The organism is Ruegeria sp. HKCCA0235A (assembly GCF_013033235.1).
Classification (GTDB): domain Bacteria; phylum Pseudomonadota; class Alphaproteobacteria; order Rhodobacterales; family Rhodobacteraceae; genus Ruegeria.
Genome location: NZ_WQDQ01000003.1, coordinates 267,157 through 291,008 on the forward strand (window position 1 = coordinate 267,157; position 23,852 = coordinate 291,008).

Sequence of the window (23,852 nt, forward strand, 5' to 3'; positions counted from 1 at the left end):
GGATCATGGAAACCACAATCCTCTTTGCCCCGCTGGTGGGTGCGCTGATCTGCGGCTTTGGCTGGAAGTTCATAGGTGAGAAAGCGGCCATGTGGACGGCCACGGGCCTGCTGTTTCTGGCCTGTCTGCTGTCATGGCTCGTGTTCTTCTCGTTCGATGGGCACACACAACAGATCGAGATCATGCGCTGGATCGAAAGCGGATCGCTCTCGACCTCGTGGGCCATTCGTCTGGACCGGCTGACCGCCATCATGCTGATCGTGGTCACCACGGTTTCGGCGCTCGTGCATCTCTACAGCTTTGGCTACATGGATCACGACCCGCAATGGCGCGAAGGCGAAAGCTATAAGCCACGTTTCTTCGCCTATCTGTCCTTCTTTACCTTCGCCATGCTGATGCTGGTGACGGCGGACAACCTTGTGCAGATGTTCTTTGGCTGGGAAGGCGTGGGGGTCGCATCCTACCTGCTGATCGGCTTCTACTATCGCAAGCCTTCGGCAAATGCGGCGGCGATGAAAGCGTTCATCGTCAACCGTGTGGGCGATTTCGGCTTTGCTCTGGGCATCTTTGCGCTGTTCTTCCTGACCGACAGCATCAACTTCTCGGACATTTTCGCATCGGCACCCGCGCTTGCAGAAGAAAAGCTGCATTTCCTGTGGGGCGAATGGACCGCGGTCGAGGTGATCTGTGTTCTGCTGTTCATCGGTGCGATGGGTAAATCCGCGCAGCTGATCCTGCACACCTGGTTGCCGGACGCGATGGAAGGCCCGACGCCTGTGTCGGCCCTGATCCACGCGGCCACCATGGTGACAGCGGGCGTGTTCCTGGTCTGCCGCATGTCGCCGCTGATGGAGTTCGCGCCGGGCGCGACCGGGTTCATCACCTTCCTTGGGGCCTCGACTGCGTTCTTCGCGGCGACCGTGGGTCTGGTACAGACCGACATCAAGCGCGTCATTGCGTATTCGACCTGTTCCCAGCTGGGATACATGTTCGTGGCCGCGGGCGTCGGCATGTACTCGGCGGCCATGTTCCACCTGTTCACGCACGCTTTCTTCAAGGCGCTGCTGTTCCTCGGTGCGGGGTCCGTGATCCACGCCATGCATCACGAGCAGGAGATGACGGAATACGGTGGTCTGCGCAAAAAGATCCCTTACACCTTCTGGGCAATGATGATCGGAACGCTGGCCATCACGGGCGTCGGCATTCCGCTTACCACAATCGGTTTTGCCGGGTTCCTGTCTAAAGACGCAATCATCGAAAGCGCCTATGCGGGCGGAACCGGCTATGCCTTCTGGATGCTGGTGATCGCAGCGATGTTCACCTCGTTCTACAGCTGGCGCCTGATCTTCCTGACCTTCTATGGTAAACCGCGTGGCGACAAGCATACGCATGACCACGCACATGAAAGCCCGATGACCATGCTGGTGCCGCTGGGCGTTCTGTCGCTGGGTGCGGTGTTTGCCGGGATGATCTGGTATGGCAATTTCTTTGGCCATGCGGACAAGGTCGGCAAGTTCTACGGTATTCCGGTTGCCGAAGCGTCAGAACATGCCGAGGCCGGTGATCATGCGGCGGCGGATGCTTCGCACGGTGAAGACAGCCATGCGGATGAAAGCCACGCAGCTGACGGCCATGCCGATGAAGGTCATGGTGAGAAGGATGCCAAGGGTGGCGATCATCACTATGTCTTTGTGGGCCAGCCCGGCGAGGGCGCGCTTTACATGGCGCCGGACAACCATGTTCTGGACGAAGCGCATGCGGCTCCGAAATGGGTCAAGGTTTCACCCTTCGTCGCCATGTTGCTGGGCTTTGTCGTGGCCTACTGGTTCTACATCCTGAACACGTCGCTGCCGGCACGTCTGGCTGCAAATCAGCGTCCGCTGTACCTGTTCCTTCTGAACAAGTGGTATTTCGACGAAATCTACGATGTGGTCTTCGTAAAACCCACTGTGGCGCTTGGCCGCTTCCTGTGGAAACGCGGTGACGGCAATACAATCGATGGCTTCCTGAACGGAGTAGCAATGGGCGTCGTTCCCTTCTTCACCCGCCTCGCCGGCAAGGCGCAGACCGGGTACATCTTTACCTATGCCTTCTGGATGGTGCTGGGCATCGCGGCCCTTGTGACCTGGATGTCGATCGGCGGAGGGGCCCAGTAATGGACTATATCCTTTCGATCGTCACGTTTATCCCCGCCATCGCCGCAGGCATTCTGGCCTTGTTCCTGCAAGGTGACGATGCGGCGGCACAGCGGAACGCCAAGTGGATTGCTCTGCTGGCCACCACTGTGACCTTCCTGGTTTCCATCGGCATCTATACCGGCTTTGACCCGTCGAACCCCGGCTTCCAGATGGTGGAAGAGGGTGAGTGGCTGATGGGCCTCAAATACAAGATGGGTGTTGATGGCATCAGTGTCCTGTTCGTTCTGCTGACGACCTTCATTATGCCGCTGACCATTCTGGCCAGCTGGAATGTCACGGATCGCGTCAAGGAATACATGGTTGCCTTCCTGCTGCTGGAAACACTGATACTGGGCGTCTTCATGGCGCTTGATCTGGTGCTGTTCTACCTGTTCTTCGAGGCAGGTCTTATTCCGATGTTCCTGATCATCGGGATATGGGGCGGCAAGGATCGGATCTACGCCAGCTTCAAGTTCTTCCTCTATACCTTCCTCGGCTCGGTCTTGATGCTGGTCGCCATGGTTGCGATGTATGCGGATGCGGGCACCACGGATATTGCCGCGCTGATGACGCACCAGTTCTCGTCCGAGGGCTTCAGCGTGCTGGGCATCTATGTTGTCGGTGGCATGCAGACCCTGATGTTCCTGGCCTTCTTTGCTTCGTTCGCGGTGAAAATGCCGATGTGGCCTGTGCACACCTGGTTGCCGGACGCCCACGTTCAGGCGCCCACGGCGGGCTCGGTCGTACTGGCGGCGATCCTTCTGAAGATGGGCGGCTATGGCTTCCTGCGGTTCAGCCTGCCGATGTTCCCGGTGGGTTCGGCCGTGATGACCGATCTGGTGCTGTGGATGTCTGCCATCGCGGTTGTCTATACCTCGTTGGTGGCGCTGGTGCAGGAGGATATGAAGAAGCTAATCGCCTATTCCTCGGTCGCGCATATGGGCTTTGTGACCATGGGTATTTTCGCGGCAAACCAGCAGGGCATCGATGGCGCGATCTTCCAGATGCTCAGCCACGGGTTCATCTCGGCGGCGCTCTTCCTCTGTGTCGGCGTGATCTATGACCGGATGCACACCCGCGATATCGAGGCCTATGGCGGTCTGGTGATCCGAATGCCCGCATACGCGCTGGTCTTCATGCTGTTTACCATGGCCAATGTCGGCCTGCCGGGCACATCGGGCTTCATCGGCGAATTCCTGACCCTGATGGGCGCGTTCCAGGTCAACACCTGGGTAACGGCGGTGGCTGCGACCGGTGTGATCTTCTCGGCGGCTTATGCGCTGTGGCTCTACCGTCGGGTCGTGTTTGGCGATCTGATCAAGGAAAGCCTCAAGGCGATGACCGACATGAGCTCGCGCGAGCGGTTGATCTTCGCCCCTCTGATCGTGATGACCATCCTGCTGGGTGTCTACCCGTCGCTGGTAACCGATGTGATCGGGCAATCCACAGCGGCTCTGATTTCGAACTATGACACGGCTCTGGCCGCGGCTGAGGCTGCGACCCAGACAGCCGCTTCGCATTAAGGGAGCTTTGGGGACATGATCCAGGCTGATCTGACAATCATCCTGCCGGAAATCGTTCTGGCGCTTTATGCGATGGCGGCGCTGCTGGGGGCTGTCTACACGACAAAGGACGGGCTGGCGCCTTTGCTGGTCTGGACCACGGCAGGTCTTATGGCCCTTCTGGCAATCTGGATTGCAACTCAGGGCGGGGGTACAAACGTGGCCTTCAACGGCATGTTCGTCGATGACGGCTTTGCCCGCTTTGCCAAGGTTGCCATCCTGCTGTCGGCGGGTGCCGTTCTGGTCATGAGCCAGGAATACATGGCGCGCCGTGATCTGCTGCGTTTTGAATACCCGTTGCTGGTGGCACTGGCCGCCGTGGGGATGATGATGATGGTCAGCGCAGGCGATCTGATGTCGCTTTACATGGGGCTCGAGCTGCAATCGCTGTCGCTTTATGTCGTGGCTGCTCTGCGTCGTGACAGCGCGAAATCGACCGAGGCAGGTCTGAAGTATTTCGTGCTGGGTGCGCTGAGCTCGGGGCTGCTGCTTTATGGCGCCTCGCTGGTCTATGGCTTCACCGGCACAACGTTGTTCTCGGGCATCATCCAGACAGTTCACCATGGTGATGTTTCGTTGGGGCTGCTGTTTGGCCTGATCTTCCTGATCTCGGGTCTGGCCTTCAAGGTCTCGGCCGTACCGTTCCATATGTGGACGCCGGACGTTTACGAGGGGTCTCCCACACCGATCACGGCCTTCTTTGCCACGGCGCCGAAGGTTGCGGCGATGGCGTTGTTCGCGCGCCTGTTGCATGATGCTTTCGGTGGCGTTGTCGAAGACTGGCAGCAAGTGATTGTCCTGCTGTCCGTACTGTCGATGTTGCTGGGGGCCGTGGCCGCGATCGGGCAGCGCGACATCAAGCGTCTGATGGCGTTTTCGTCGATTGCCCATATGGGCTATGCGCTGATTGGTCTGGCCGCCGGTACCGAGCTGGGCATCAAGGCGATGCTGATGTATCTGGCCATCTACGTGACCATGAATATCGGCACTTTTGCCTTCATTCTGATGATGGAGCGTGACGGCAAACCCATCACCGACATTGACGCTCTGCGGCAATACTCCAAGCGTGATCCGGGCAAGGCGCTGGCGGTGCTGATCCTGATGTTCAGCCTTGCGGGCGTGCCTCCGATGCTTGGTTTCTTTGCGAAATTCGGCGTCTGGCAGGCGGGCGTCAGTGCAGGGCTGACCGGTCTGGTCGTCGTCTCGGCCATCGCTTCGGTCATCGGTGCCTTCTATTACCTGCGGGTCGTGTTCTACATGTATTTCGGGGCCGAGAACGAAGAGCCGATCGAAACCCGGTCGACCCCTGTTCTGTGGGTGGCATTGATGGGGTCTGCGGCCCTGATGCTGGTCGGTATCTTCTATCAGTTCGGCGTCGAGGGCGCGGCAGCTGCCGCAGCGGCCACGCTTGTCAACTGATCGTTTTGCACAACCGGAAAGAGGGGCTCGGTTGCGCGACCGAGCCTTTTTGATATGACAAAATGGCCCCAAGGCTATGGCCTGCACGAGGTGCAGGAAGTCGACAGCACGCTGAATGAAGCGGCGCGGATTGCTCCGAATGCGCGTGGTCCCGTCTGGATCATGGCGCATCACCAGACGGCGGCGCGCGGGCGGCGCGGACGAAGCTGGGCCAACCCGATGGGCAACCTGGCGGCGACCTTGCTGATGCGTCCTCAGGGCGCGCCGGAACAGGCGGCTTTGCGCAGTTTCGTGGCGGCGCTGGCCCTTTTTGACGCGTGCGTCGCCGTTACCGGGCGGGCTGCCGGACTGTCGCTGAAATGGCCCAATGACGTGCTGCTGAACGGCGGCAAGCTTGCCGGTATCCTGCTGGAAAGCACGGGGCAGGGGCATGGCGTGGGGCATCTGTCCATCGGCATCGGAGTGAATCTGGCCAATGCCCCGGATGCCGACGCGGTAGAGCCCGGTGCGGTTCGTCCCGTCTCACTTCTTTCGGAAACCGGGGCACATGTCTCGCCCGAGGATTTTCTGACCGAACTGGCCGCGGCCTACGCCGCGTATGAAACCCAGTTCGTCACCTATGGGTTCGAACCGATCCGCACCGCCTGGCTGTCCCGCGCGGCCCGGTTGGGCGAGGTCATCACCGCGCGGACCGGTACGTCAGAAACGGTTGGAACCTTCGAAACGGTGGACGCAAGCGGTAACCTTGTCTTAAACACCGCCAAAGGCCGCGTGAGCATTCCTGCGGCGGATGTCTATTTCTGAGAGGGGCGCGGATGCTTCTGGCCATCGATTGCGGCAATACCAATACCGTCTTTTCGATCTGGGACGGTGAGGAGTTTTTGTGTACCCTGCGCACCTCGACCCACCATGCGCGCACGGCAGACGCTTATTTCACCTGGTATTCGACGCTGGTGAAGCATTACGGGATCGAGGCGGACATCACCGATGTGATCATCGCCTCGACCGTTCCGCGCGTCGTGTTCAACCTGCGTATCTTCGCCGATCGTTTTTTTGGTTGCAGACCATTGGTTGTGGGCAAGCCCGATTGCCTGTTGCCTGTCCCGCCGCGTGTGGATGAAGGCACGGTGCCTGGCCCGGATCGACTGGCCAATGCCGTGGGCGCTTTTGACCGCCATGGTGGCAATGTGGTTGTCGTGGATTTCGGAACCGCAACGAATTTCGACGTTGTCGCCGCCGACGGCGCATATGTGGGGGGCATTATCGCCCCCGGTGTGAACCTGAGCCTTGAGGCCCTGCATCAGGGCGCCGCGGCGCTGCCGCATATCGATGTCTCCCGACCTGACAAGGTGATCGGTACGAATACGGTTGGTTGTATTCAATCTGGCGTGTATTGGGGATATTCCGGTTTGATCGAGGGGCTGATCGCCCGGATCAAGGCCGAGTATGGAATGCCGATGAAAGTCGTTGGAACCGGCGGGCTGGCCCCCTTGTTCGATCAGGCCGACGTGGGGTTCGACGCAATCGAAGATGATCTGACGATGCACGGCCTGACCGTGATCCATCGCTACAACAAGGATAATGGCTCCGTATGAGCAGTGAAAGATTGATCTACCTGCCGCTGGGTGGCGCGGGCGAAATTGGCATGAACGCCTATGTGTACGGCTACGGTGAACCGGGAAAGGAACGCCTGATTCTGGTGGATCTGGGCGTCACTTTTCCTGATATGGACACAACGCCGGGCGTTGACCTCATCTATGCCGATATCTCTTGGCTGAAAGAGCGTGCCGACCGGCTGGATGGTGTTTTCATCACGCACGCCCATGAAGACCATGTCGGTGCCGTGGCCCATTGTTATGAAGCTTTGGGTGCGCCGGTCTATGCGCGTGCCTTCACGGCCAATATCGCGCGCCGCAAGATGGAAGAACACGCACACCCGACCGAGGCGGTCACGACCGTTTCCGCCTGGCCTGAACAGGTGTCCGTCGGGCCGTTCACGGTTGGCTTCCTTCCTGTTTCGCACTCGATTCCCGAAAGTGCCGCATTGGTCATCGACACCCCCGCAGGGCGTGTCGTGCATTCGGGCGACTTCAAGCTGGATGCTGCTCCGGTCGTTGGAGAGGCTTTTGACCCTGACCTGTGGGCCGAGGTCGCCAAGCCCGGCATCAAGGCGCTGGTCTGTGACAGTACGAATGTGTTTTCGACCCATCCGGGGCGTTCGGAATCCGAAGTTGGCCCCGAGATTGTCAAGCTGGTCGAAGGCGCGGAAGGTATGGTCGTGGCGACCACTTTTGCGTCAAACGTCGCGCGGGTCAAAACGCTGGCCGAGGCGGGTGCGCGGGCCGGGCGTTCCGTCGTCCTGCTGGGGCGCGCGATGCGTCGGATGATCGAAGCCGCGACCGAAACCGGTATTCTTGCGGATTTTCCCAAGGTGATCAGCGCCGAAGAGGCTCTGGACCTTCCGCGCCAGAACCTGATGCTGATCGTGACCGGCAGCCAGGGGGAACGACGGGCCGCAAGCGCCCAACTGGCCCGTGGCAAGTACCGTGGTCTGGAGCTGGCCGAGGGCGATCTGTTCCTGTTTTCCTCGAAAACCATTCCCGGGAACGAGCGGGGCGTGATCTTTATCATGAACCAGCTCAGCGAAAAGGGCGTGGATGTCGTCGATGACAGTTCGGGCCTTTATCATGTCTCGGGCCATGCGAACCGGCCGGACCTCGAGAAAGTGCACGCACTGACCGATCCGCAATTCGTGATCCCGATGCATGGCGAACACCGGCACCTGCGCGAGCATGTCAAACTGGCAGAGCAGGGCGGCAGAACCGGAGTGCTGGCAGTGAACGGCACCATGCTGGATCTCAGCGGCAATGCGCCTGTGGTCGTCGATTATGTTGAAACCGGTCGCACATATCTGGACGGCACCGTGAAGATCGGCGCCCTTGACGGCGTGGTGCGGGATCGTATCCGCATGGCTTTGAACGGCCATGTTACGGTGACGGTGGTTCTGGACGAAGAAGACGAACCGCTGGGCGAGCCGTGGTGCGATACCATGGGGCTGCCCGAAACCGGCACGTCCCGTGCCGCGTTGGTCGAAGTTCTGGAAGAGGACCTGAACCAGTTCCTGATGCGGGCCGCCGCCAAGACCCTGCGCGATGACGACAAGCTGGAAGAAGAAATGCGCCGCATCGTGCGGCAGACAGCCAAAGCCGAAATTGGCAAAAAGCCCGAAGTGACGGTGGTGGTCAGCCGGATGCGGTGAAACCGATCCGTCAGTCGTGGGTTGGCATCGGATAGCCCCTGAGACGCAGGAACAGGTTGGCTTCTTCGTTGTTTTTGTAGAATGGAACCGACGATGGCGGCTCGGGGGATGTAACCCGGGCCGCTATTTCCGCCAGAACGACCTCGGTGATAAACGGCAGATCCAGATCCCGTGCCCGATCCAGTGGCACCCATTGCAGGTGCGACAGCTCATCCGAGGCGTGACTGAAATCATCCACGTCACGTTGCAGAGCGTCGGCGTCGACCAGAAAGAACCGCGCATCGAACCGGCGGGGACGGCCCGGTGGAGTTACCGCGCGAAAGACGAACTGAAGCGCAGCCGCAGTTGGCAGGTAACCCAACGCGGCAAAGCTCTGCCAATCGTCAGCTACATGACCGGGCCATGTACCCGGCTGGCCAAGAACAAGACCGGTTTCTTCCCAAAGCTCGCGTATGGCGGCCGCGGCGAGGGCGTGTTGAATCCCCGGCTCGGCCTGTTCGCCCAAACGTTCAAAGCACAGATCCGGCAAATCCGTTGCCAATGGAACATCCGCGTCAGCCGGATCAACCGCGCCACCGGGAAAGACGAACTTGTTCGGCATGAAGGCCGCTTTGGACCCGCGCTGCCCCATAAGGATCGAGGGGTTTGTCCATCTGTCCCGCAGCACGATAACCGTCGCTGCGTCCCGGATGGCTGTTTTGTCGAGTGTCATGTCCAAACTGGTCAACTGGGTCGGGTCACGCGGTTTTTCCAAAGCCATGCATGCGGCGTGCCCACTGATATGCCACCACCGCACCTTTCAGGCGTGGCAACAGGTACAGGGACAGGGCGACGCAGGCGACGGAAAAGCCGATGGCCATGGTCCACGGATCGGGCCGCCAATGCACATAGGACACGTGCAGAGCAGGCGCCAGCAGATGGCCGACCAGCAGGATTGTCAGGTAGGCGGGCCCATCATCTGCGCGATGGTGAAACAACTGCTGCCCGCAGTTCGAGCAGGAGTCATTGACCTTGAGATAGCTGTGCAACAGCTTGCCTTCCCCGCAGTTGGGGCATTTGCAGCGAAACCCCTTGACCAGGGCGGGCCATGTCTCACGCTCATCTTCAGAGGTCGTCTCGATCGTCTGATCCGTCATAATGTAACTCGCGCAGTAATCTTTTGCGGATAATGGGCCTGATCGTGAAAATTTAAAAGGGGGGTGCGTCGCTTTGCAACGTCTGCCCGACACGTCGGCATGGGGCGACCCCGAACCTTTCAAAAATAAAATCGATTTCAGCGACGGAATTCCTGGCGCGGCCCGTTTGAATGGGTATGAGCGGCGGCACTCGGGCCGCGTCAACAAAAGGAAACGGAAATGAAAAACGTTACATTCATCTCGGCCATTGTTATGTCGGCTGTTGCGATTACCGGTACTTCTGTTCTGGCCGCTGGCCCGGGTGGCCGCGAGCCGGTGTCCTTTCAGGAACTGGACGCCGATGGCGATGGTCAGGTGACGCAACAAGAGATGGAGGCGCACCGCACCGCTCGTTTCACCGAGGCGGACACCAATGGGGATGGAAAGCTGAGCCAGGAAGAAATGCAGGCTGCCGCCCAGAAGAAAGCCAGCGATCGGGTTGCCAGGATGTTCGAAAACAACGACGCGAACAAAGATGGCTTCCTCAGCCAGGATGAGTTGCCGAAACCGCGCCGGGCTGACAAGATGTTTGATCGGATGGATGCGGACAACAGTGGCGGAATCTCGGAACAGGAATTTGCCGATGCCAAAGATCGGATGGGACGGCACCATAAGAAAAAGCATCAAAAATCGAATGCAAGCGATAACTGATGCAGGATGGAGGACCTGACCTCCCACCCACAAGATGTTCGCGGTGCGGGTTGCACCGCGAACACACTCAGCGACGATGCGTTGCTGAGGCAATTCGCCGACGGCGAGGCGGGGGCGGCACGGATCCTGACCGATCGTTTGGGGCCTCGCTGTTACTCGGTTGCTTTGCGCATGTTGGGCAATCGGGCCGAGGCGGAAGACGTGACGCAGGATGCGATGATGCGGTTGTGGCAGATGGCGCCGAATTGGGTTTCGGGTCAGGCCAAGGTATCGACCTGGCTGTATCGGGTGACGCTGAACCTGTGCGTGGACATCAGGCGCAAGAAGACACCCGACAGGTTGTCGGACGTTCCCGAACCCGAAGATGGCAAGGCCAGCGTTGTTGACCGCATGCAGGACGAGGCGCGCAAGGATGCCCTGCAGTCGGCTTTGGCTGAGCTGCCCGAGCGGCAGCGACAAGCGGTCGTGCTGCGCCATATTGAAGAGCTGCCCAACCCCGAGATTGCCGGGATAATGGGCATTTCGGTAGAAGCAGTTGAAAGCCTGACCGCAAGAGGCAAGCGCAGCCTGACCGCGATCTTGGCCGGACGACGCGAAGAACTGGGGTATGACAATGGCGGATGAAGACCTGGAACTGGATCACTTGTTTGCACAGGCACAGCGGCAGCGACCAGTACTGCCAGACGATCTTGCCGTGCGCATCCAGACGGATGCTGAAACTGTTCGCCTCGGTCGCCTTGCGCCCGCACCGCAGCCGATGCCTTCGATATGGAACAGGTTGATAAGCAATGTAGGAGGATGGCAGGGCCTTGGCGGGCTTGTCGCCGCAAGCGCTGCCGGGGTCTGGATCGGGTTTTCCGCACCGGCCTTTCTGCCGGACCCGGCCAACCTGTTGACGTCAGAGGAGACACCCTTCCTCGTCGCGGACCTTGGATTTGACTCGAGTTTTCTGGAGAGCACGGAATGAACGCTGATCCCAAGCCCAAACGCAGGTGGGTTCCTGTCGTCCTGGCCCTGTCACTGGCGCTGAACCTGCTGGTTGTCGGTGTCGCTGTGGGCACCGTATTGCGCCTCAAAGGTGGGGATCATGCCAAATCACCGCCCGGCTTCGGCCCCGCGTTGTACCGGGCCCTGCCCAAGGATGATCGAAAGGCGATGCGGGGCGAGCTGACGGGCCTGCACAAAAAGGGATCCAAGGGTCGCGCTCAGGATTTTGAAGCGCTCAGTCAGGCGTTGCGTGCAACGCCCTTTGACCCGGTGGCCGTTCAGGTTCTGTTGCAACAACAAGCACAGGCCACCGCCGATTTGCAGCAGGCCTTGCAAACGCAATGGCTGGCACGTGTGACCGCCATGAGTGATGAGGAACGGCAGGCCTATGCAGACCGATTGCAGGAGGTCGTCAAACGCGGGCCGCATGGGCACAAGAAAAGAGACTGAACAGATCAGGCGGCACTTTGCCGGATACTCACCTGATTGCGCCCTGCCTTCTTCGCAGCATAAAGCGCTTTGTCCGCGGATTTGATCAGGTTTTCCACGCTTTCAGCCGCACAGTCTTGCCGGGCGAAACCGACCTGAGACAACTTCAATCCGATACTGACCGTCACATCAACTTGTGCCCCATGGTCCGGTAACAGGAACGGGGACTGACAGATGCTGTCACAAACGGTTTCGGCCAGGTTCAGCGCCTGTTTGGGCGATACATCGGGCACGCCGATCATGAACTCTTCTCCCCCGATGCGGGCGACAAAGCCACGGGATCCCAAGGCATTTTGCATACGTTCCGCCGCTTGCGTCAAAACGTAATCGCCGCTTGCATGGCCATGGCCATCATTTATTGCCTTGAAGTGATCCAGATCGGCCAGCATGATCGCAAAACTGCGCCCCGTTCTGGCCGATTGGCGCGCGATCTGATCCAGCGCGCGCATGGCGTAGCGGCGATTGTGCAGCCCGGTCAACGGGTCGATCCAGGATTCCGCGATGCCTCTTTTGAGAGAGACCCGCATCTGATCCAGTCGCGCTTTGCGGGCAATCTGGTTTTCAAGCCGCAGCAGGATCTCTTGCGCGCAGAACCCGCCCAGACAGACAGCATCGGCCCCTCGGTCCAGAGCTTCCGAAGCCTGTCCGGCGTCTTCGTCTTTCAGCACCCCGATCAAAACCGTGTGCCGGGTCACGCCGCGTGATCTGAGGTCGGCAAGGATATTCAGACCTGCCGGGTTCGAGCCCAGTTCAACCACGATCGCATCAGGAACAGAGCCGGACAAAACACCTCGCAGGTTTGACTGAAGATGCCAGTTCAAATCAAATTGACGTTGATCTTCCAGGGCCTTTTGCCAAAGCGTGCCGTTTCGGGCCGTGTGGGTCAGAATATCAACCCGCGCCGCTTTGGACGGTCTGATTACCGGTTGGGCCGGCTCTGCGAAGCCAATCGGTTGCGATCCGTTGCTGACCTGCAAATCCTGAGTGGCCGCACGGGCACGCAGAAGGCTGCGAATCCGCGCCAACAACAAAGTGTCTTTGAACGGGTGCGTCAGAACATCATCCAGCCCGTCCTTCAACGCCCGCAGCCGGGCGTCCCGGTCATTTTGCGCGGCAATCACCACGACCGGAACGTCGTCAAGGCCGGGTTCCTTCGCGATCGCCTTCTTCACATCCGCAGCCGTTCCGTCCGGCAACGTCTGGGCCGTCAGAACCAGATCCGGTTGCGTACGCCGCACGAGTGCGGGCAACCCTTCAAGCTTTTCGCCCTGCACCACGTGATACCAGGCCGCCGTCAGCTGTACCTTCAGCATGATGCGATTGGTCGATACCCCGTCGAGGACAAGGATGGTTCCCTGCACAGACATAGTTGTTCACCGTTGATTGCATGCGTGAACAAAGTGTTTATGACTCTGGTTAACAAACCCTTTCCAAGACCGGATCTGACCCAAGTTTATGCCGATATCCTCTGATTCCGCCGAAACTCTTGCGCTGACGGCCCTGGCCTGGCTGGTCAGAAATGACGAGCTTTTGCCTGTTTTTCTGGGCTCTACGGGCGCATCGATCGAGGATGTGCGCGATCGGGCAAGCGATACCGAGTTTCTGGCATCGGTTCTTGATTTTCTGGTGCTTGACGATTCGTGGGTCATGGCGTTTTGTGACGCCAATTCACTCGCCTATGATCTTCCCGCCCAGGCAAGGGCGGTATTGTCCGGCGGCGCTGAGATACACTGGACATAACCATATTTTCCGCAGGAGCACCGGATGCCGATAGATGCGATCATCTTTGACAAAGATGGCACGCTGTTTGACTTTGCCAATACTTGGGGAGGGTTCGGACGCTCGATGCTGTTGCGCCTGTCCAACTGGGACGAAGATCGCGCCACCGAGCTTGGCCGTGTCATCGGATATGATTTCGAGCAAGGGAAATATACCGAAGACAGCATTGTAATCGCCGCCACGGTCGAGGAAATCGCAGAAGTTCTGATTGCCCATGTCGATGGCGTAACCTTGCAGGAGATCATTGATTTGATGAACTCCGAGGCCGCCTCGGCCCCGCAGGTGCCCGCCGTGCCATTGGTTCCTTTCCTGGAAGGTCTGCAAAATTCCGGAATCAAGCTGGGCGTTGCGACGAATGACAGTGAACATCCCGCTTTGCAGCATCTCGAATCTGTCGGAATAAGGGGGCATTTCGATTTCGTCGCCGGGTATGACAGTGGTCACGGGTTCAAGCCGGGACCGGGCCAGTTGCTGGCCTTTGCCGCCCATATCGGGGTCGAGCCATCTCGTATAGCGATGGTGGGTGACAGTCTTCATGACTTGCAGGCCGGGCGTGCGGCGGGGATGACCACGATCGGTGTTTTGACCGGTTTGGCCGAGGCGGATGCATTGGCTCCGATGGCGGATGTGATTTTGCCGGATATCGGACATATTCCCGAATGGTTGGCCAAAATCTGATTTTCAAATCCGAGATTCGACAAAACGGGATGAAAAACCGACATATTCTGTCGCAGACGGAGCGGCCATAGGCGTCTCTTCGGGGCTTGCTTGACGAAAGCAAGAACAGGAGGCACCGATGGCCGAGACCAAGACACGCAAGCGCCGCGGAGGAGGGCGCGCAGGGGCGGCTGCGCGCAGGGGCAGTGCAGCGATTGACCAGATGCCCTGGGATCCGCCGGTCAATATCGATCGCCCCACAGAACCTTTGGATCAGGCCGGTATCGAAGCGATCCATGAAGGGGCGATGCGCATCCTCGAAGAGATCGGGATCGAGTTTTACAACGAAGAGGCAATAGGCATCCTGCGCGAGGCGGGTTGCACCATCGACGGCGACAATGTCCGCATGGGGCGGGACTTTGTCATGGAGATGATCGCCAAGGCTCCCAGCCGTTTTTCGATCACCCCTCGCAATCCGGATCGCAAGATCGAAATCGGCGGGAAGAACATCCTGTTCGGCAACGTCTCTTCCCCGCCGAATTACTGGGACATGGAGATCGGGAAAAAAGTACCGGGCAATCGCGAGATGTGCCGGAACCTTCTGAAGCTGACGCAATACTTCAACTGCATCCATTTCGCCGGCGGATACCCGGTCGAGCCGGTCGATATCCACGCCAGCGTGCGCCATCTGGACGTGCTGTACGACAAGCTGACCCTGACCGACAAGGCGATGCACGCCTATTCGCTGGGCAAGGAACGCGTCGAAGATGTCATGGAGATGGTGCGCATCGCAGGCGGTTTGAGTCACGAGGAGTTCGAAGCCGCGCCGCGGATGTATACCAATATCAACTCGACCTCGCCGCTGAAACACGATCACCCGATGATCGACGGGTGTCTGCGCCTGGCGCGGCGTGGTCAGGCGATTGTTGTCACGCCCTTTACGCTGGCGGGTGCGATGGCCCCCGTTACCATGGCGGGTGCCGTGGCGCAGTCCTTGGCCGAGGCGCTGTGTGCCATTGCGCTGTTCCAATACGTGCGCCCCGGTATTCCCTGTGTGATCGGTACATTCACGTCGAATGTGGATATGAAATCCGGCGCGCCGGCCTTTGGAACACCGGAATATATGCGTTCGACCCAGATGACCGGCCAGATGGCGCGGTTCTATGGTTTGCCCATGCGGTCTTCGGGTGTTTGTGCGGCAAATGTGCCGGACGGGCAGTCGGTGTGGGAGACTTCGAACTCGCTTTGGGCCGCCGTGCAATCGGGCACCAATATGGTCTACCACGCAGCCGGTTGGCTTGAGGGCGGTCTGATCGCCAGCCCGGAAAAGTTTATCATGGATTGCGAAATCCTACAGCAAATTCAACGCTATATGAACCCCGAGTTGACCGCCACAGGGCCGGACGAGATTGCACTGGATGCGATCCGGGCAGTCGGCAATGACGGTCATTTCTTTGGCATTCAGCATACGCAGGATCGCTATACCACGGCCTTCTATCAACCCTTCCTGAGTGATTGGAAAAACTATGAAGGATGGGAGGTCGCCGGCGGTATCTGGACAGCAGAACGCGCGCATCACATGTTCAAGGAGATCATCTCGAGCTTTGAAGCCCCCCCGATCGATGAAAGCATTCGCGAGGAGCTGGCCGCTTTTGTCGAACGCCGCAAAGCGGAAGGCGGCGCGCCCACGGATTTCTGACCGGACAGGTGGTATCGCGCTGATACTCGGTTGAATTAGCTACAACTCAGGGTGGATTTTGGCTATTTGTTAAGGTTTTTCCGGCCACAGTGCACAGGACACCAAACTGGGGCAACTGATGCATGGTCTGATCAATCGGGCGATACAGTCCTTTGTCTGTGCGACCTACGGGCGATCCTGCTGGTTGCGCGTGACCGAAGCCGCGCGGCTGGGGTTTGTCGAGTTCGAGGCCATGCTCGTCTATGACGATGACATGACGTCCAAGGTAATGGAGGCGCTGAGCGCAGACCTCGATCGGCCGCAAGCCGAAGTGTTTGAGGACCTGGGAACGTATCTCGTGTCTCATCCGAATATGGAAGGGCTGCGCCGACTTCTCAGGTTCGGCGGCGTCAGTTACGTGGAATTTCTTCATTCGCTCGACGATCTGGCGGACCGCGTGCGGCTGGCCGTGTCTGATTTGACCCTGCCGGCCTTGGAACTGAGAGAGCTGTCAGCCACGGAATTTCAGCTGAGTTGCTCTCCGGGCCTGCCAGGGTATTCCAATGTCATGGTTGGGGTCCTGCGCGCAATGGCGGATGACTATGGTGCGCTGGTGATGCTGTCACACGAGGGGCAGCAGCAAGGCAGTGACGTCATTTCCATCATGTTGGTTGAAAGCGCTTTTGCTGAGGGGCGGCATTTTGATCTGGGGGCTCGGAACGGATGACAGATATCCAAGAACTGGCAGGTCTGCTGGAAACGCTTTGCCCGATGTTCCTGTTGGTGGACCAAAACGGGCATATTCAGCAAGCAGGTCCGACCCTGCAAAAGTTGCGACCTGAACTGCCGCTGGTGGGGCAGGGATTTCTGGATGTGTTTGAACTGATCCGCCCCAGAACGATCACCACCATTCCCGCCCTGATGTCAATGGCGGGGGCGAAGCTGCATCTGAGGTTTCATGATGAACCGCGCACAATCCTCAAAGGCTTGGTCGCTCCTTTGCCGCATTCCGGTGGCGCGGTCATCAATCTGTCATTTGGTATCTCGATTTTGGATGCGGTACGGGACTATGCGCTGACAAGTGCTGATTTCTCGGGCACGGATCTGGCGATTGAGCTGTTGTATCTGGTCGAAGCCAAATCCGCCGCGATGGAGGCATCCCGCTCTCTCAACCTTCGGCTACAGGGTGCGATGCTTGCAGCCGAAGAGCAGGCCTTTACCGACACATTGACCGGGCTGAAGAACCGCAGGGCAATGGATCACTTGCTCGAGCATTTGATTTCGGGAAATTCCACCTTCGCGCTCATGCATCTGGATCTGGACTTTTTCAAATCTGTAAATGACAAGCTGGGCCATGCGGCGGGTGATTTCGTCTTGCAGCAGGCCGCCCGCATCATGCAGCAGGAAACACGAAGCAACGACACCGTGGCCCGGGTCGGCGGGGATGAATTCGTCATTATTTTCAAAGATCTGACTCGGGAAGATACTCTGGCCTGCATTGCTGGTCGTCTGATATCAAGGTTGAAGGAACCGATGACCTTTCAGAATCAGAGTTGTTCGATCTCGGCCAGTATTGGCACTGCCTTGTCCACGCAGTTCGACTGCCCCAATGCCGCCGACATTCTTCACGCAGCAGATTTGGCCCTTTATCAGGCCAAGCGCGACGGCCGGTCTTGCCATCGCATGTATTCAGCGTTGAGCAAGGCGCAAACCTGAATTCGTTCTGAAAACACGATGGGCACGTATCGGGGCTTCAGGCTGAACCGAATGCCGCATTTATCTTTTTCGCAATCTGTTGCCGGATCGGAGGCAACTCTCCCACCACCGGCAGGACCACGCCTGAAAACCCTGCGCGATCCAGCTCTTGCGGGACGTCTTCCTGCACATGCCCTCCGGCACAGGCAAAGAACGGAAGGCACAGCGCCTGACCTTCGGTACCGTTTGCAGCGTCAGATATGGAAGGTGGCTCTTCAACGAAACCGACGCGAACGGATTTGAACGCCATCAGTTCTGCAAGCTGTTTCGCAAACTGCAACGCTACGGTCGACGGGTTCCGGCTGCGCCCGGAACCATGCGCGGCAATGACCAGATCGGTGGACCGAGCGGCCCAGTGTTTGTCGGACAATTCCGATCGCAGGGCCTCTGCGGTCAGGGCCGGCAGGTCCGGGTCAATTCCAAGTGGGTCCAAAATCCGTGCCGGATGGTGCCCAAGCCGTTTGGGTAGCGCGCTGGTGACAAACCACCCTTTTGCCATGAAAAGTGGATAGATGACCGCGTTTTCAGGCGCGCGGTCCAGCTTTGCATCCAACACACCCGGCGCAGCCAGAGTGGCTGAATGTACCGCTACATGCTCGGTAAGCGCGTTGACCTTGGCGGCGAATGCCGCAAGTGCAGCTTCGGCCGGTTCCGGGTTTGACGGTTGGCCATGAGCGACAATTATGGCATGTGACATTCGGATCTCCTGCTGCGTTGCGCGATAGGTGTTTCACATCAACCTGAAGTCAACACCTCAGTTAGCCCAGAAGTGTCAGCCATAGCCAGACGGTCAGAATGGACGAGGCCGTTCCGATAAGTACGGCCGACGCTGCGACCCGTTTTGCGCGACCATACATGTTGGCGAAGATATAGGCGTTGAAACCCGGAGCCATGGCCGCATTCAAAACCCCAGACCGAAACAGATCCTGCGGCAGGCCCGTGGATTTGCCGAACACCCACACCAGGCTGGGATGCAGCATCAAAGAGATACAGCAAACATAAGCAATGGTGCGCAGGTCGCCCTCGGGCTTGTATTTGACCAGCACACCGCCCAAGGCAAACAACGCCCCGGGCAGGGCAGCACGGGTGATCAACCCCAGCGCTTCGTCGACCACGGCAGGGATCGCCAGGCCGGACAGGTTGACCAGAAACCCAAGGGCGATACCAAGGATCAGCGCGTTCTTGAACATTGCGGACAAAACAGACCGTGCCATGCGCACGCCACCATGACCGCGATTTCGCACGACCTCCATCACCGTGATCCCGACGCCGTAACAAAACGGAGAATGGAAGGCGATGATCGCGTAGTTGCCGGTCAGGTTCTCGGGCCCGTATGCGCGTTCGGTTATCGGCAAACCCAACAGGACAGAGTTTGAGAACAGGCAACAAAACCCGATGGCAACGCAATCTTCCCAATCGCGCCCGAAAATGATGCGCGCGCCGAACAGGCCTGCTGTGAAACACAGGGCGGCAGCGGAATAGAAACTGGCCAAAAGCCGGGGGTCGAAACTGGCGCTGAGGTCCAGATGCGCGATGGCCAGAAACAAAAGGCAGGGAATCGCAAAGCCTTGGGTGAACTTCATCAGCCCATCGACATGCGCTTCTTTGAAGTACCCCGTGCGGGTTGCCGTATACCCGGCCCCGATCACAAGGAAAACGGGAAGAATGACGTCGATCAGGCTTTGCAGCATGTGGCCCCCGTGCGACGGGCCTGCTGCGATATCATGCGGGCGACGGGCAGCGGCCTACTGCGACTGATGGATCACCATCCCGTCGAAGGCGGGGGTGATGTGGTCGGGGGTTTCCGCATCGACGGTGGCATAGTCGAGATCGATATGCATGTTGGTCAGAACCGCGCGCTTCGGTTGGAGTTCTTCGATCCACCCAAGCGTCTTTTCCAGATGCGCATGCGTTGGATGAGGTGAGCGGCGCAGGGCGTCGATGACAAGGCAGTCCAGCCCTTTCATTTCGGGCCAGGCATCGTCGTAGATCTCGGCGACATCCGGAAGATAGGCGAGTTGCCCTATGCGGAATCCAAGGGAATCGATCGAACCGTGATTCACTTTGAAAGGACGAAACGGAATCGGGCCGCCGGGGCCGTCGATTTCAAATGGACCGTTGATGGACTTGAGCTCGAGTATCGGAGGATAAGGAGAGCCTTCCGGCTGAATGAACGCGTATCCAAACCGCCCCAACAAGGCGTTCTGGGTGTCTCCATCCGCCCAAACGGGAACGCGGGTTTTCATGTTGAACACGATCATGCGCAAATCATCGATTCCATGCACATGGTCTGCGTGGGAGTGCGTATAGACGACCCCGTCCAACCGCCCTGTACCCGTGTCCAGCAACTGGCTGCGCATATCCGGCGTGGTGTCGATCAGAACCGAGGTTGTCCCATCTGGCCCGTCGCGTTCGACCAGCATCGAACAGCGGCGCCGGATGTTCTTGGGGTTCGCAGGGTCACAATCGCCCCACTGACCGCCCAGCCGCGGCACGCCGCCAGAGGACCCGCAGCCCAGAATTGTAAATCGGAAGCCGGTCATGCGGCGGCCTTGTATGGTGCCGCTTTGGTAAACAGCCGGTCGAAGTTCCTCTGTGTCTGATCAGCAAAGGCGGCATAGTCCATGCCAAAGATTTCGGCCCCCTTTTGGGCCGTGTGCACAGTATAGGCCGGCTCGTTTCGTTTGCCGCGATAGGGCGGCGGGGCCAGATAGGGCGCGTCAGTTTCCACCAGAATCCTGTCCACCGGGGCGTTTGCGAAGATATCGCGCAACTCCTGGCTTTTCGGAAAGGCTGCGATGCCGGACATGGACAGATAAAACCCCAGCTCCAGCGCGGCCTTGGCCAATTGAGCAGACGATGAGAAGCAGTGCATGACGCAGGAATAGGGTGCGTTGCGATATTCTTCGGCCAGAATGCGGGCCATATCTTCATCAGCTGCGCGGGCGTGAATGATCAGGGGCAACCCGGTGCGCTGGGCCGCTTCGATATGAATGCGCAGTGACTGTTTCTGCACTTCGGCACTGTCGGCGGTATAGTGGTAGTCCAAGCCGGTTTCACCGATACCGACGAATTTAGGATGCCGTGTCAGGGCGACCAGATCATCGACCGAGGCCAATGGCTCGTCCGCGGCGCTCATCGGGTGTGTGCCGGCGGCATAGAAGACCGGCGCGTGGGCTTCGGCAATCGCACGGACGGCGGGTTCGTTGCGCAGTTTGGTGCAGATCGTCACCATCCGGGTCACGCCAGCCTGGGCAGCACGCGTGATGATGTCGTCCAACTGGCCTTCGAAATCCGGGAAGTCCAGATGGCAATGGCTGTCGGTAATCTGGGGGGTGTCGCTCATCTGTTCTGACCGGCAGTTTCCTGTATCTTGAACACCGTATCTAGGACCAGAGCGGCAGGGTCAAGGTTGACTGCCTGACCATGTCGCGCTCGGGCTGTGATCGTTGCGGCGACCTCGGCCCAGCGACGGGCTTGATTTGGCGATGCTGACAGACGCGCCAGTGTTTCACCCTCGTTGGGGGCGGCTTCCGGAAGCGGGGGCGTGCCCGTTGCCCCGGTCAGGGCCAGCCGTGACAGAGCGATGTCGATCAGGGTAAGCAAAAGTTCGAACCGGTCCGCCGCGCCGCGCTGTGCTGCCGCTTCGGCCAGGGCCAGCGCGCGCTGGCGATCCATGCGGGGCGAGGTGCCCAGAATGGCGATCAGTTCGGCATAGATGTCCAGACCACCCAGATTGATCAAACGCACGGCGTCTCCGACTGAACCTGCGGCAAGCGCGGCAATGTGTTCTGTCTGCGCGGGAATTTCGGTTTCCGTTTGTGACAGGGCGGCTTGCATGTCTTGCGCGTTCAGCGGGCCTAAGCGCAGCGTGCGACAGCGTGAACGGATCGTTGGCAACAGGCGTGAGGGTTGATGCGATACCAGCAAAAGGGTGGTACGGGCAGGCGGCTCTTCCAGCATTTTCAGCAACGCGTTGGCAGCACTGACGTTCATTTCGTCTGCTGAATCCACGATCACGACGCGGCGGCCGCCGTCCGCAGAGGACAGGCCAAAAAACTTTCCAAGCTTGCGGATGTCATCCACGACGATCTCACCGCGCAGCCGTCCCTGATCGTTCAGCGACCGGGTTATCGCCGCCAAACCCGGTTCTGCCCCGGCCTGAATACGATGGGCCACCGGGTGATCGGGATCGATATCGAGCGTCTCGGGCGGAGGCGGCGCGCCGAACAAGCCGCCATCCTCGGCCGGCGGCGTGGCTAGCAGAAACCTTGCAATTCGCCAGGCAAGGGTCGCCTTGCCGACACCGCGTGGCCCTGTCAGCAGCCAACCGTGATGCAAACGGTCCGACGTGTAGGCGGTCAGGAATGCCTGTTCAGCCGCATCCTGGCCAAAAAGCCGAACGGTTTCGCGCGGATGTGGTGCGCCCGGCACCTGATCCGGAGAAGGGATATCGTCGCTCATCGTCTACCGCAGTGCTGCCTGGACGATTTCTGTCACATCCTGCGCAACGCTGTCCATGTCCCTGTTGCCATCCACGATGTGAAACCTGTCGGGGAACTCATCGGCCAGCGCCAGAAAACCGGCGCGCATCTTCTTTTGCAATTCCGGGCCAAAGTCCTCGAACCGTTCTTCGGTGCCTTGTCGCCCCTTGGCGCGGGCCAGGCCCGTTTCGGGGTCCATATCGATCAGCAGCGTCATGTCCGGTTCGCGCCCGATCATCAGGCTGTGCAACTGATCCACCAGATTTCGCAGGTCACCCCGGGACAAGCCCTGATACATACGTGTGCTGTCAGCAAAGCGGTCGCAGATCACCACCTTCCCTGCCGCCAGCGCGGGCTCGATTGTACGCTCCAAATGGTCGCGGCGGGCTGCTGTGAACAGCAGGATCTCGGTCTCGGCCGACCAGCGATCCGGGTCGCCCTCCAAAACCAGGCTGCGAATTTCCTCGGCCCCCGCAGAACCGCCGGGTTCGCGCGTCAGTACCACCTCGTGACCCTGCGCGCGCAGATGTTCCGCCAGCATCCGCGCCTGTGTTGACTTGCCTGAACCGTCAATGCCTTCGAAGGTCAGAAATAACCCCGCTTTCGTCACATCGACTCCAGCGGGTTGTTGATCACGTCTTTCAACACGATACCGCCGACGGTCAGCATGCGCACCACAAACCCGCCAATCGCAACATCTTCGGCTGCCACCAGCGGGCGCCGGATTTCCGGCAACCCTTCGGGCTTGATCACCAGTTCGGCCAGTTGCTGACCTTTTTTGACGGGCGCGTTGATCGGGCCGTCATAGACCACTTCGGCCTCGACATTCTGAGTGCCCAGAACCGGGAACAGCACATTCAGATCACCTTCGGGAACAAGTCCCACGGTCTTTTTCTCGCCCATCCACAGTTTGGCTTCGGCTATCGGCGTTTCCGCGGTGGCAACTGTCCTCTCGACAAAATTTCGAAACGACCAGTTAACCACGGCCTCAGCCTCCTCTGCCCGTTGGCCGGTGCTGTCGAGCCCCGTCAGCACAAAGATCACACGCCTGTCGCCTTGTTTGGCGGACCCGACAAGGCCATAGCCCGCTTCTTGTGTATGGCCGGTTTTCAGGCCATCTGCGCCGATATCCAGCCGCAGCAGCGGGTTGCGGTTGCGGGCGTTTGACGGCGCGCGGCCATCGAATTCGAAAACTTCTTCGGCGAAAAGGGGGTAGTATTCCGGAAAGTCGGTAATCAGCCGGTCTGCAAGAACGGCCAGATCATGAGCCGACATCATATGCCCGGCAGCGGGCCAGCCGTTCGAATTTGCGAAGTTCGAATTGTTCATGCCCATCTGCTTGGCCCGCTGGGTCATGTATCGCGCAAATCCCGCTTCGGTGCCGTCCGGGCTGAGCGCTTCGGCAATGACGACGCAGGCGTCATTACCCGACAAAACGATAATGCCGCGCAGCAGATCTTCGACACGAACGCGATCCTGCGTATTCAGGAACATCGTCGAGCCGCCATAGCTCATCGCGTGTTCCGAAACAGGCAGAGTTTCGTCCAGCGTCAAGCGTCCGTCCCGCAATGCTTCGAACGCAACATAAAGCGTCATGAGCTTGGACATCGACGCAGGCGGCAACGGTTGGTCGGCTTCTTTCGACAGCAGCACGGTACCGGTGGTTTGGTCGATCACGTAAGCCGCGCGGGCGGATGTATCAAAAGCCTGGGCTGGTATCGCCAGAACGGCAAGCCCAAGAGCCAGAACAGATGTTCGTATTGAGGACAGCATGTTACGC

25 protein-coding genes are annotated in these 23,852 nt (G+C 59.1%); 15 read left to right on the forward strand and 10 right to left on the reverse strand.

Annotation, left to right across the window (positions count from 1 at the left end; all coding sequences use genetic code 11):
- Positions 1 to 5 precede the first annotated feature (5 nt).
- The 6 genes from nuoL to GOW56_RS07425 are packed head-to-tail and all read left to right on the forward strand — an operon-like array spanning position 6 to position 8,417.
- The gene (gene nuoL, locus GOW56_RS07400) at positions 6 to 2,156 is read left to right on the forward strand and encodes an NADH-quinone oxidoreductase subunit L (RefSeq protein ID WP_171205466.1); all 2,151 of its coding nucleotides are present in this window, start codon (positions 6 to 8) and stop codon (positions 2,154 to 2,156) included.
- Complete coding sequence (locus GOW56_RS07405; protein WP_171205467.1) at positions 2,156 to 3,700, forward strand: NADH-quinone oxidoreductase subunit M; 1,545 nt, start codon at positions 2,156 to 2,158, stop codon at positions 3,698 to 3,700. Before nuoL ends, GOW56_RS07405 begins: the two co-directional genes overlap by 1 nt.
- A gap of 15 nt (positions 3,701 to 3,715) precedes the next feature.
- A complete protein-coding gene (gene nuoN / locus GOW56_RS07410) occupies positions 3,716 to 5,158 on the forward strand; it encodes an NADH-quinone oxidoreductase subunit NuoN (protein WP_171205468.1) in 1,443 nt (480 codons plus the stop codon).
- A gap of 54 nt (positions 5,159 to 5,212) precedes the next feature.
- Positions 5,213 to 5,962 carry a biotin--[acetyl-CoA-carboxylase] ligase gene (locus tag GOW56_RS07415; protein ID WP_152458574.1) on the forward strand — a complete coding sequence of 250 codons (750 nt, stop codon included), beginning with the start codon at positions 5,213 to 5,215 and terminating at the stop codon, positions 5,960 to 5,962.
- 11 nt (positions 5,963 to 5,973) lie between these two features.
- A complete protein-coding gene (locus GOW56_RS07420) occupies positions 5,974 to 6,753 on the forward strand; it encodes a type III pantothenate kinase (RefSeq protein WP_152458573.1) in 780 nt (259 codons plus the stop codon).
- Entirely contained in the window at positions 6,750 to 8,417 is a 1,668-nt protein-coding gene (locus GOW56_RS07425; protein ID WP_152458572.1) for a ribonuclease J, read from the forward strand. The genes GOW56_RS07420 and GOW56_RS07425 overlap by 4 nt, the downstream gene beginning before the upstream one ends.
- Before the next feature lie 10 nt (positions 8,418 to 8,427).
- On the opposite strand, the gene GOW56_RS07430 is transcribed toward GOW56_RS07425, so the two are convergent.
- Together GOW56_RS07430 and GOW56_RS07435 are read right to left on the reverse strand one after the other, a co-directional pair.
- Complete coding sequence (locus tag GOW56_RS07430; RefSeq protein ID WP_171205549.1) at positions 8,428 to 9,129, reverse strand: NUDIX hydrolase; 702 nt, start codon at positions 9,127 to 9,129, stop codon at positions 8,428 to 8,430.
- Positions 9,130 to 9,154: 25 nt separating this feature from the next.
- Positions 9,155 to 9,553: a DUF983 domain-containing protein gene (locus GOW56_RS07435; protein WP_171205469.1), complete on the reverse strand. Its 399-nt coding sequence runs from the start codon at positions 9,551 to 9,553 to the stop codon at positions 9,155 to 9,157.
- A 219-nt stretch (positions 9,554 to 9,772) separates the two neighbouring features.
- On the opposite strand from GOW56_RS07435, the gene GOW56_RS07440 reads away from it, so the two are divergent.
- Genes GOW56_RS07440 through GOW56_RS07455 form a run of 4 tightly spaced genes read left to right on the forward strand, consistent with a single transcriptional unit; the run spans position 9,773 to position 11,680 of the window.
- Positions 9,773 to 10,243 (forward strand): EF-hand domain-containing protein, encoded by a 471-nt coding sequence (locus GOW56_RS07440; RefSeq protein WP_171205470.1) that lies wholly within the window; start codon positions 9,773 to 9,775, stop codon positions 10,241 to 10,243.
- Between the two features lie 6 nt (positions 10,244 to 10,249).
- Complete coding sequence (locus GOW56_RS07445; RefSeq protein WP_171205471.1) at positions 10,250 to 10,867, forward strand: RNA polymerase sigma factor; 618 nt, start codon at positions 10,250 to 10,252, stop codon at positions 10,865 to 10,867.
- Entirely contained in the window at positions 10,857 to 11,210 is a 354-nt protein-coding gene (locus GOW56_RS07450; RefSeq protein ID WP_171115064.1) for a hypothetical protein, read from the forward strand. The genes GOW56_RS07445 and GOW56_RS07450 overlap by 11 nt, the downstream gene beginning before the upstream one ends.
- Positions 11,207 to 11,680, forward strand: coding sequence for a periplasmic heavy metal sensor (locus GOW56_RS07455; protein WP_171205472.1), 474 nt, complete (start codon positions 11,207 to 11,209; stop codon positions 11,678 to 11,680). The genes GOW56_RS07450 and GOW56_RS07455 overlap by 4 nt, the downstream gene beginning before the upstream one ends.
- Positions 11,681 to 11,685: 5 nt before the next feature.
- Here the strand turns inward: GOW56_RS07455 and GOW56_RS07460 are convergent, their stop codons facing one another.
- Positions 11,686 to 13,086 (reverse strand): diguanylate cyclase, encoded by a 1,401-nt coding sequence (locus tag GOW56_RS07460; protein WP_171205473.1) that lies wholly within the window; start codon positions 13,084 to 13,086, stop codon positions 11,686 to 11,688.
- Between the two features lie 88 nt (positions 13,087 to 13,174).
- Here GOW56_RS07460 and GOW56_RS07465 point away from each other — a divergent pair, with 88 nt between their 5' ends.
- The 5 genes from GOW56_RS07465 (at position 13,175) to GOW56_RS07485 (ending at position 17,549) form a co-directional block, all read left to right on the forward strand.
- The gene (locus tag GOW56_RS07465; protein ID WP_171115067.1) at positions 13,175 to 13,459 is read left to right on the forward strand and encodes a DUF3572 domain-containing protein; all 285 of its coding nucleotides are present in this window, start codon (positions 13,175 to 13,177) and stop codon (positions 13,457 to 13,459) included.
- A gap of 24 nt (positions 13,460 to 13,483) precedes the next feature.
- Positions 13,484 to 14,176, forward strand: coding sequence for an HAD family hydrolase (locus tag GOW56_RS07470; RefSeq protein WP_171205474.1), 693 nt, complete (start codon positions 13,484 to 13,486; stop codon positions 14,174 to 14,176).
- Positions 14,177 to 14,294: 118 nt separating this feature from the next.
- Positions 14,295 to 15,854, forward strand: a complete 1,560-nt coding sequence (locus GOW56_RS07475; RefSeq protein WP_171205475.1) for a trimethylamine methyltransferase family protein — start codon at positions 14,295 to 14,297, stop codon at positions 15,852 to 15,854.
- 118 nt (positions 15,855 to 15,972) lie between these two features.
- Entirely contained in the window at positions 15,973 to 16,560 is a 588-nt protein-coding gene (locus tag GOW56_RS07480; protein ID WP_171167348.1) for a heme NO-binding domain-containing protein, read from the forward strand.
- Entirely contained in the window at positions 16,557 to 17,549 is a 993-nt protein-coding gene (locus GOW56_RS07485; protein WP_171205476.1) for a GGDEF domain-containing protein, read from the forward strand. Before GOW56_RS07480 ends, GOW56_RS07485 begins: the two co-directional genes overlap by 4 nt.
- A gap of 37 nt (positions 17,550 to 17,586) precedes the next feature.
- Here the strand turns inward: GOW56_RS07485 and GOW56_RS07490 are convergent, their stop codons facing one another.
- From GOW56_RS07490 to GOW56_RS07520, 7 genes are all read right to left on the reverse strand, one after another.
- Positions 17,587 to 18,285, reverse strand: coding sequence for a CbiX/SirB N-terminal domain-containing protein (locus tag GOW56_RS07490; protein WP_171205477.1), 699 nt, complete (start codon positions 18,283 to 18,285; stop codon positions 17,587 to 17,589).
- A gap of 61 nt (positions 18,286 to 18,346) precedes the next feature.
- Positions 18,347 to 19,279, reverse strand: coding sequence for an AEC family transporter (locus GOW56_RS07495; RefSeq protein WP_152458559.1), 933 nt, complete (start codon positions 19,277 to 19,279; stop codon positions 18,347 to 18,349).
- Positions 19,280 to 19,333: 54 nt separating this feature from the next.
- Positions 19,334 to 20,131: an MBL fold metallo-hydrolase gene (locus GOW56_RS07500; RefSeq protein WP_171167362.1), complete on the reverse strand. Its 798-nt coding sequence runs from the start codon at positions 20,129 to 20,131 to the stop codon at positions 19,334 to 19,336.
- Positions 20,128 to 20,934 carry a TatD family hydrolase gene (locus GOW56_RS07505; protein ID WP_171205478.1) on the reverse strand — a complete coding sequence of 269 codons (807 nt, stop codon included), beginning with the start codon at positions 20,932 to 20,934 and terminating at the stop codon, positions 20,128 to 20,130. Before GOW56_RS07505 ends, GOW56_RS07500 begins: the two co-directional genes overlap by 4 nt.
- Positions 20,931 to 22,052 (reverse strand): DNA polymerase III subunit delta', encoded by a 1,122-nt coding sequence (locus GOW56_RS07510; RefSeq protein WP_171205479.1) that lies wholly within the window; start codon positions 22,050 to 22,052, stop codon positions 20,931 to 20,933. The genes GOW56_RS07505 and GOW56_RS07510 overlap by 4 nt, the downstream gene beginning before the upstream one ends.
- 3 nt (positions 22,053 to 22,055) lie before the next feature.
- Positions 22,056 to 22,682 (reverse strand): dTMP kinase, encoded by a 627-nt coding sequence (tmk, locus tag GOW56_RS07515; RefSeq protein WP_152458555.1) that lies wholly within the window; start codon positions 22,680 to 22,682, stop codon positions 22,056 to 22,058.
- Entirely contained in the window at positions 22,679 to 23,845 is a 1,167-nt protein-coding gene (locus tag GOW56_RS07520) for a D-alanyl-D-alanine carboxypeptidase family protein (protein WP_171115085.1), read from the reverse strand. Before GOW56_RS07520 ends, tmk begins: the two co-directional genes overlap by 4 nt.
- Positions 23,846 to 23,852: the final 7 nt, after the last annotated feature.

What these genes read in the sequence shown, in the direction of transcription:
- nuoL (WP_171205466.1), top strand. Translation starts at nt 6, where the DNA reads ATGGAAACCACAATCCTCTTTGCCCCGCTGGTGGGTGCGCTGATCTGC.
- GOW56_RS07405 (WP_171205467.1), top strand. Translation starts at nt 2,156, where the DNA reads ATGGACTATATCCTTTCGATCGTCACGTTTATCCCCGCCATCGCCGCA.
- nuoN (WP_171205468.1), top strand. Translation starts at nt 3,716, where the DNA reads ATGATCCAGGCTGATCTGACAATCATCCTGCCGGAAATCGTTCTGGCG.
- GOW56_RS07415 (WP_152458574.1), top strand. Translation starts at nt 5,213, where the DNA reads ATGACAAAATGGCCCCAAGGCTATGGCCTGCACGAGGTGCAGGAAGTC.
- GOW56_RS07420 (WP_152458573.1), top strand. Translation starts at nt 5,974, where the DNA reads ATGCTTCTGGCCATCGATTGCGGCAATACCAATACCGTCTTTTCGATC.
- GOW56_RS07425 (WP_152458572.1), top strand. Translation starts at nt 6,750, where the DNA reads ATGAGCAGTGAAAGATTGATCTACCTGCCGCTGGGTGGCGCGGGCGAA.
- GOW56_RS07430 (WP_171205549.1), bottom strand. Translation starts at nt 9,129, where the DNA reads ATGACACTCGACAAAACAGCCATCCGGGACGCAGCGACGGTTATCGTG.
- GOW56_RS07435 (WP_171205469.1), bottom strand. Translation starts at nt 9,553, where the DNA reads ATGACGGATCAGACGATCGAGACGACCTCTGAAGATGAGCGTGAGACA.
- GOW56_RS07440 (WP_171205470.1), top strand. Translation starts at nt 9,773, where the DNA reads ATGAAAAACGTTACATTCATCTCGGCCATTGTTATGTCGGCTGTTGCG.
- GOW56_RS07445 (WP_171205471.1), top strand. Translation starts at nt 10,250, where the DNA reads ATGGAGGACCTGACCTCCCACCCACAAGATGTTCGCGGTGCGGGTTGC.
- GOW56_RS07450 (WP_171115064.1), top strand. Translation starts at nt 10,857, where the DNA reads ATGGCGGATGAAGACCTGGAACTGGATCACTTGTTTGCACAGGCACAG.
- GOW56_RS07455 (WP_171205472.1), top strand. Translation starts at nt 11,207, where the DNA reads ATGAACGCTGATCCCAAGCCCAAACGCAGGTGGGTTCCTGTCGTCCTG.
- GOW56_RS07460 (WP_171205473.1), bottom strand. Translation starts at nt 13,086, where the DNA reads ATGTCTGTGCAGGGAACCATCCTTGTCCTCGACGGGGTATCGACCAAT.
- GOW56_RS07465 (WP_171115067.1), top strand. Translation starts at nt 13,175, where the DNA reads ATGCCGATATCCTCTGATTCCGCCGAAACTCTTGCGCTGACGGCCCTG.
- GOW56_RS07470 (WP_171205474.1), top strand. Translation starts at nt 13,484, where the DNA reads ATGCCGATAGATGCGATCATCTTTGACAAAGATGGCACGCTGTTTGAC.
- GOW56_RS07475 (WP_171205475.1), top strand. Translation starts at nt 14,295, where the DNA reads ATGGCCGAGACCAAGACACGCAAGCGCCGCGGAGGAGGGCGCGCAGGG.
- GOW56_RS07480 (WP_171167348.1), top strand. Translation starts at nt 15,973, where the DNA reads ATGCATGGTCTGATCAATCGGGCGATACAGTCCTTTGTCTGTGCGACC.
- GOW56_RS07485 (WP_171205476.1), top strand. Translation starts at nt 16,557, where the DNA reads ATGACAGATATCCAAGAACTGGCAGGTCTGCTGGAAACGCTTTGCCCG.
- GOW56_RS07490 (WP_171205477.1), bottom strand. Translation starts at nt 18,285, where the DNA reads ATGTCACATGCCATAATTGTCGCTCATGGCCAACCGTCAAACCCGGAA.
- GOW56_RS07495 (WP_152458559.1), bottom strand. Translation starts at nt 19,279, where the DNA reads ATGCTGCAAAGCCTGATCGACGTCATTCTTCCCGTTTTCCTTGTGATC.
- GOW56_RS07500 (WP_171167362.1), bottom strand. Translation starts at nt 20,131, where the DNA reads ATGACCGGCTTCCGATTTACAATTCTGGGCTGCGGGTCCTCTGGCGGC.
- GOW56_RS07505 (WP_171205478.1), bottom strand. Translation starts at nt 20,934, where the DNA reads ATGAGCGACACCCCCCAGATTACCGACAGCCATTGCCATCTGGACTTC.
- GOW56_RS07510 (WP_171205479.1), bottom strand. Translation starts at nt 22,052, where the DNA reads ATGAGCGACGATATCCCTTCTCCGGATCAGGTGCCGGGCGCACCACAT.
- GOW56_RS07520 (WP_171115085.1), bottom strand. Translation starts at nt 23,845, where the DNA reads ATGCTGTCCTCAATACGAACATCTGTTCTGGCTCTTGGGCTTGCCGTT.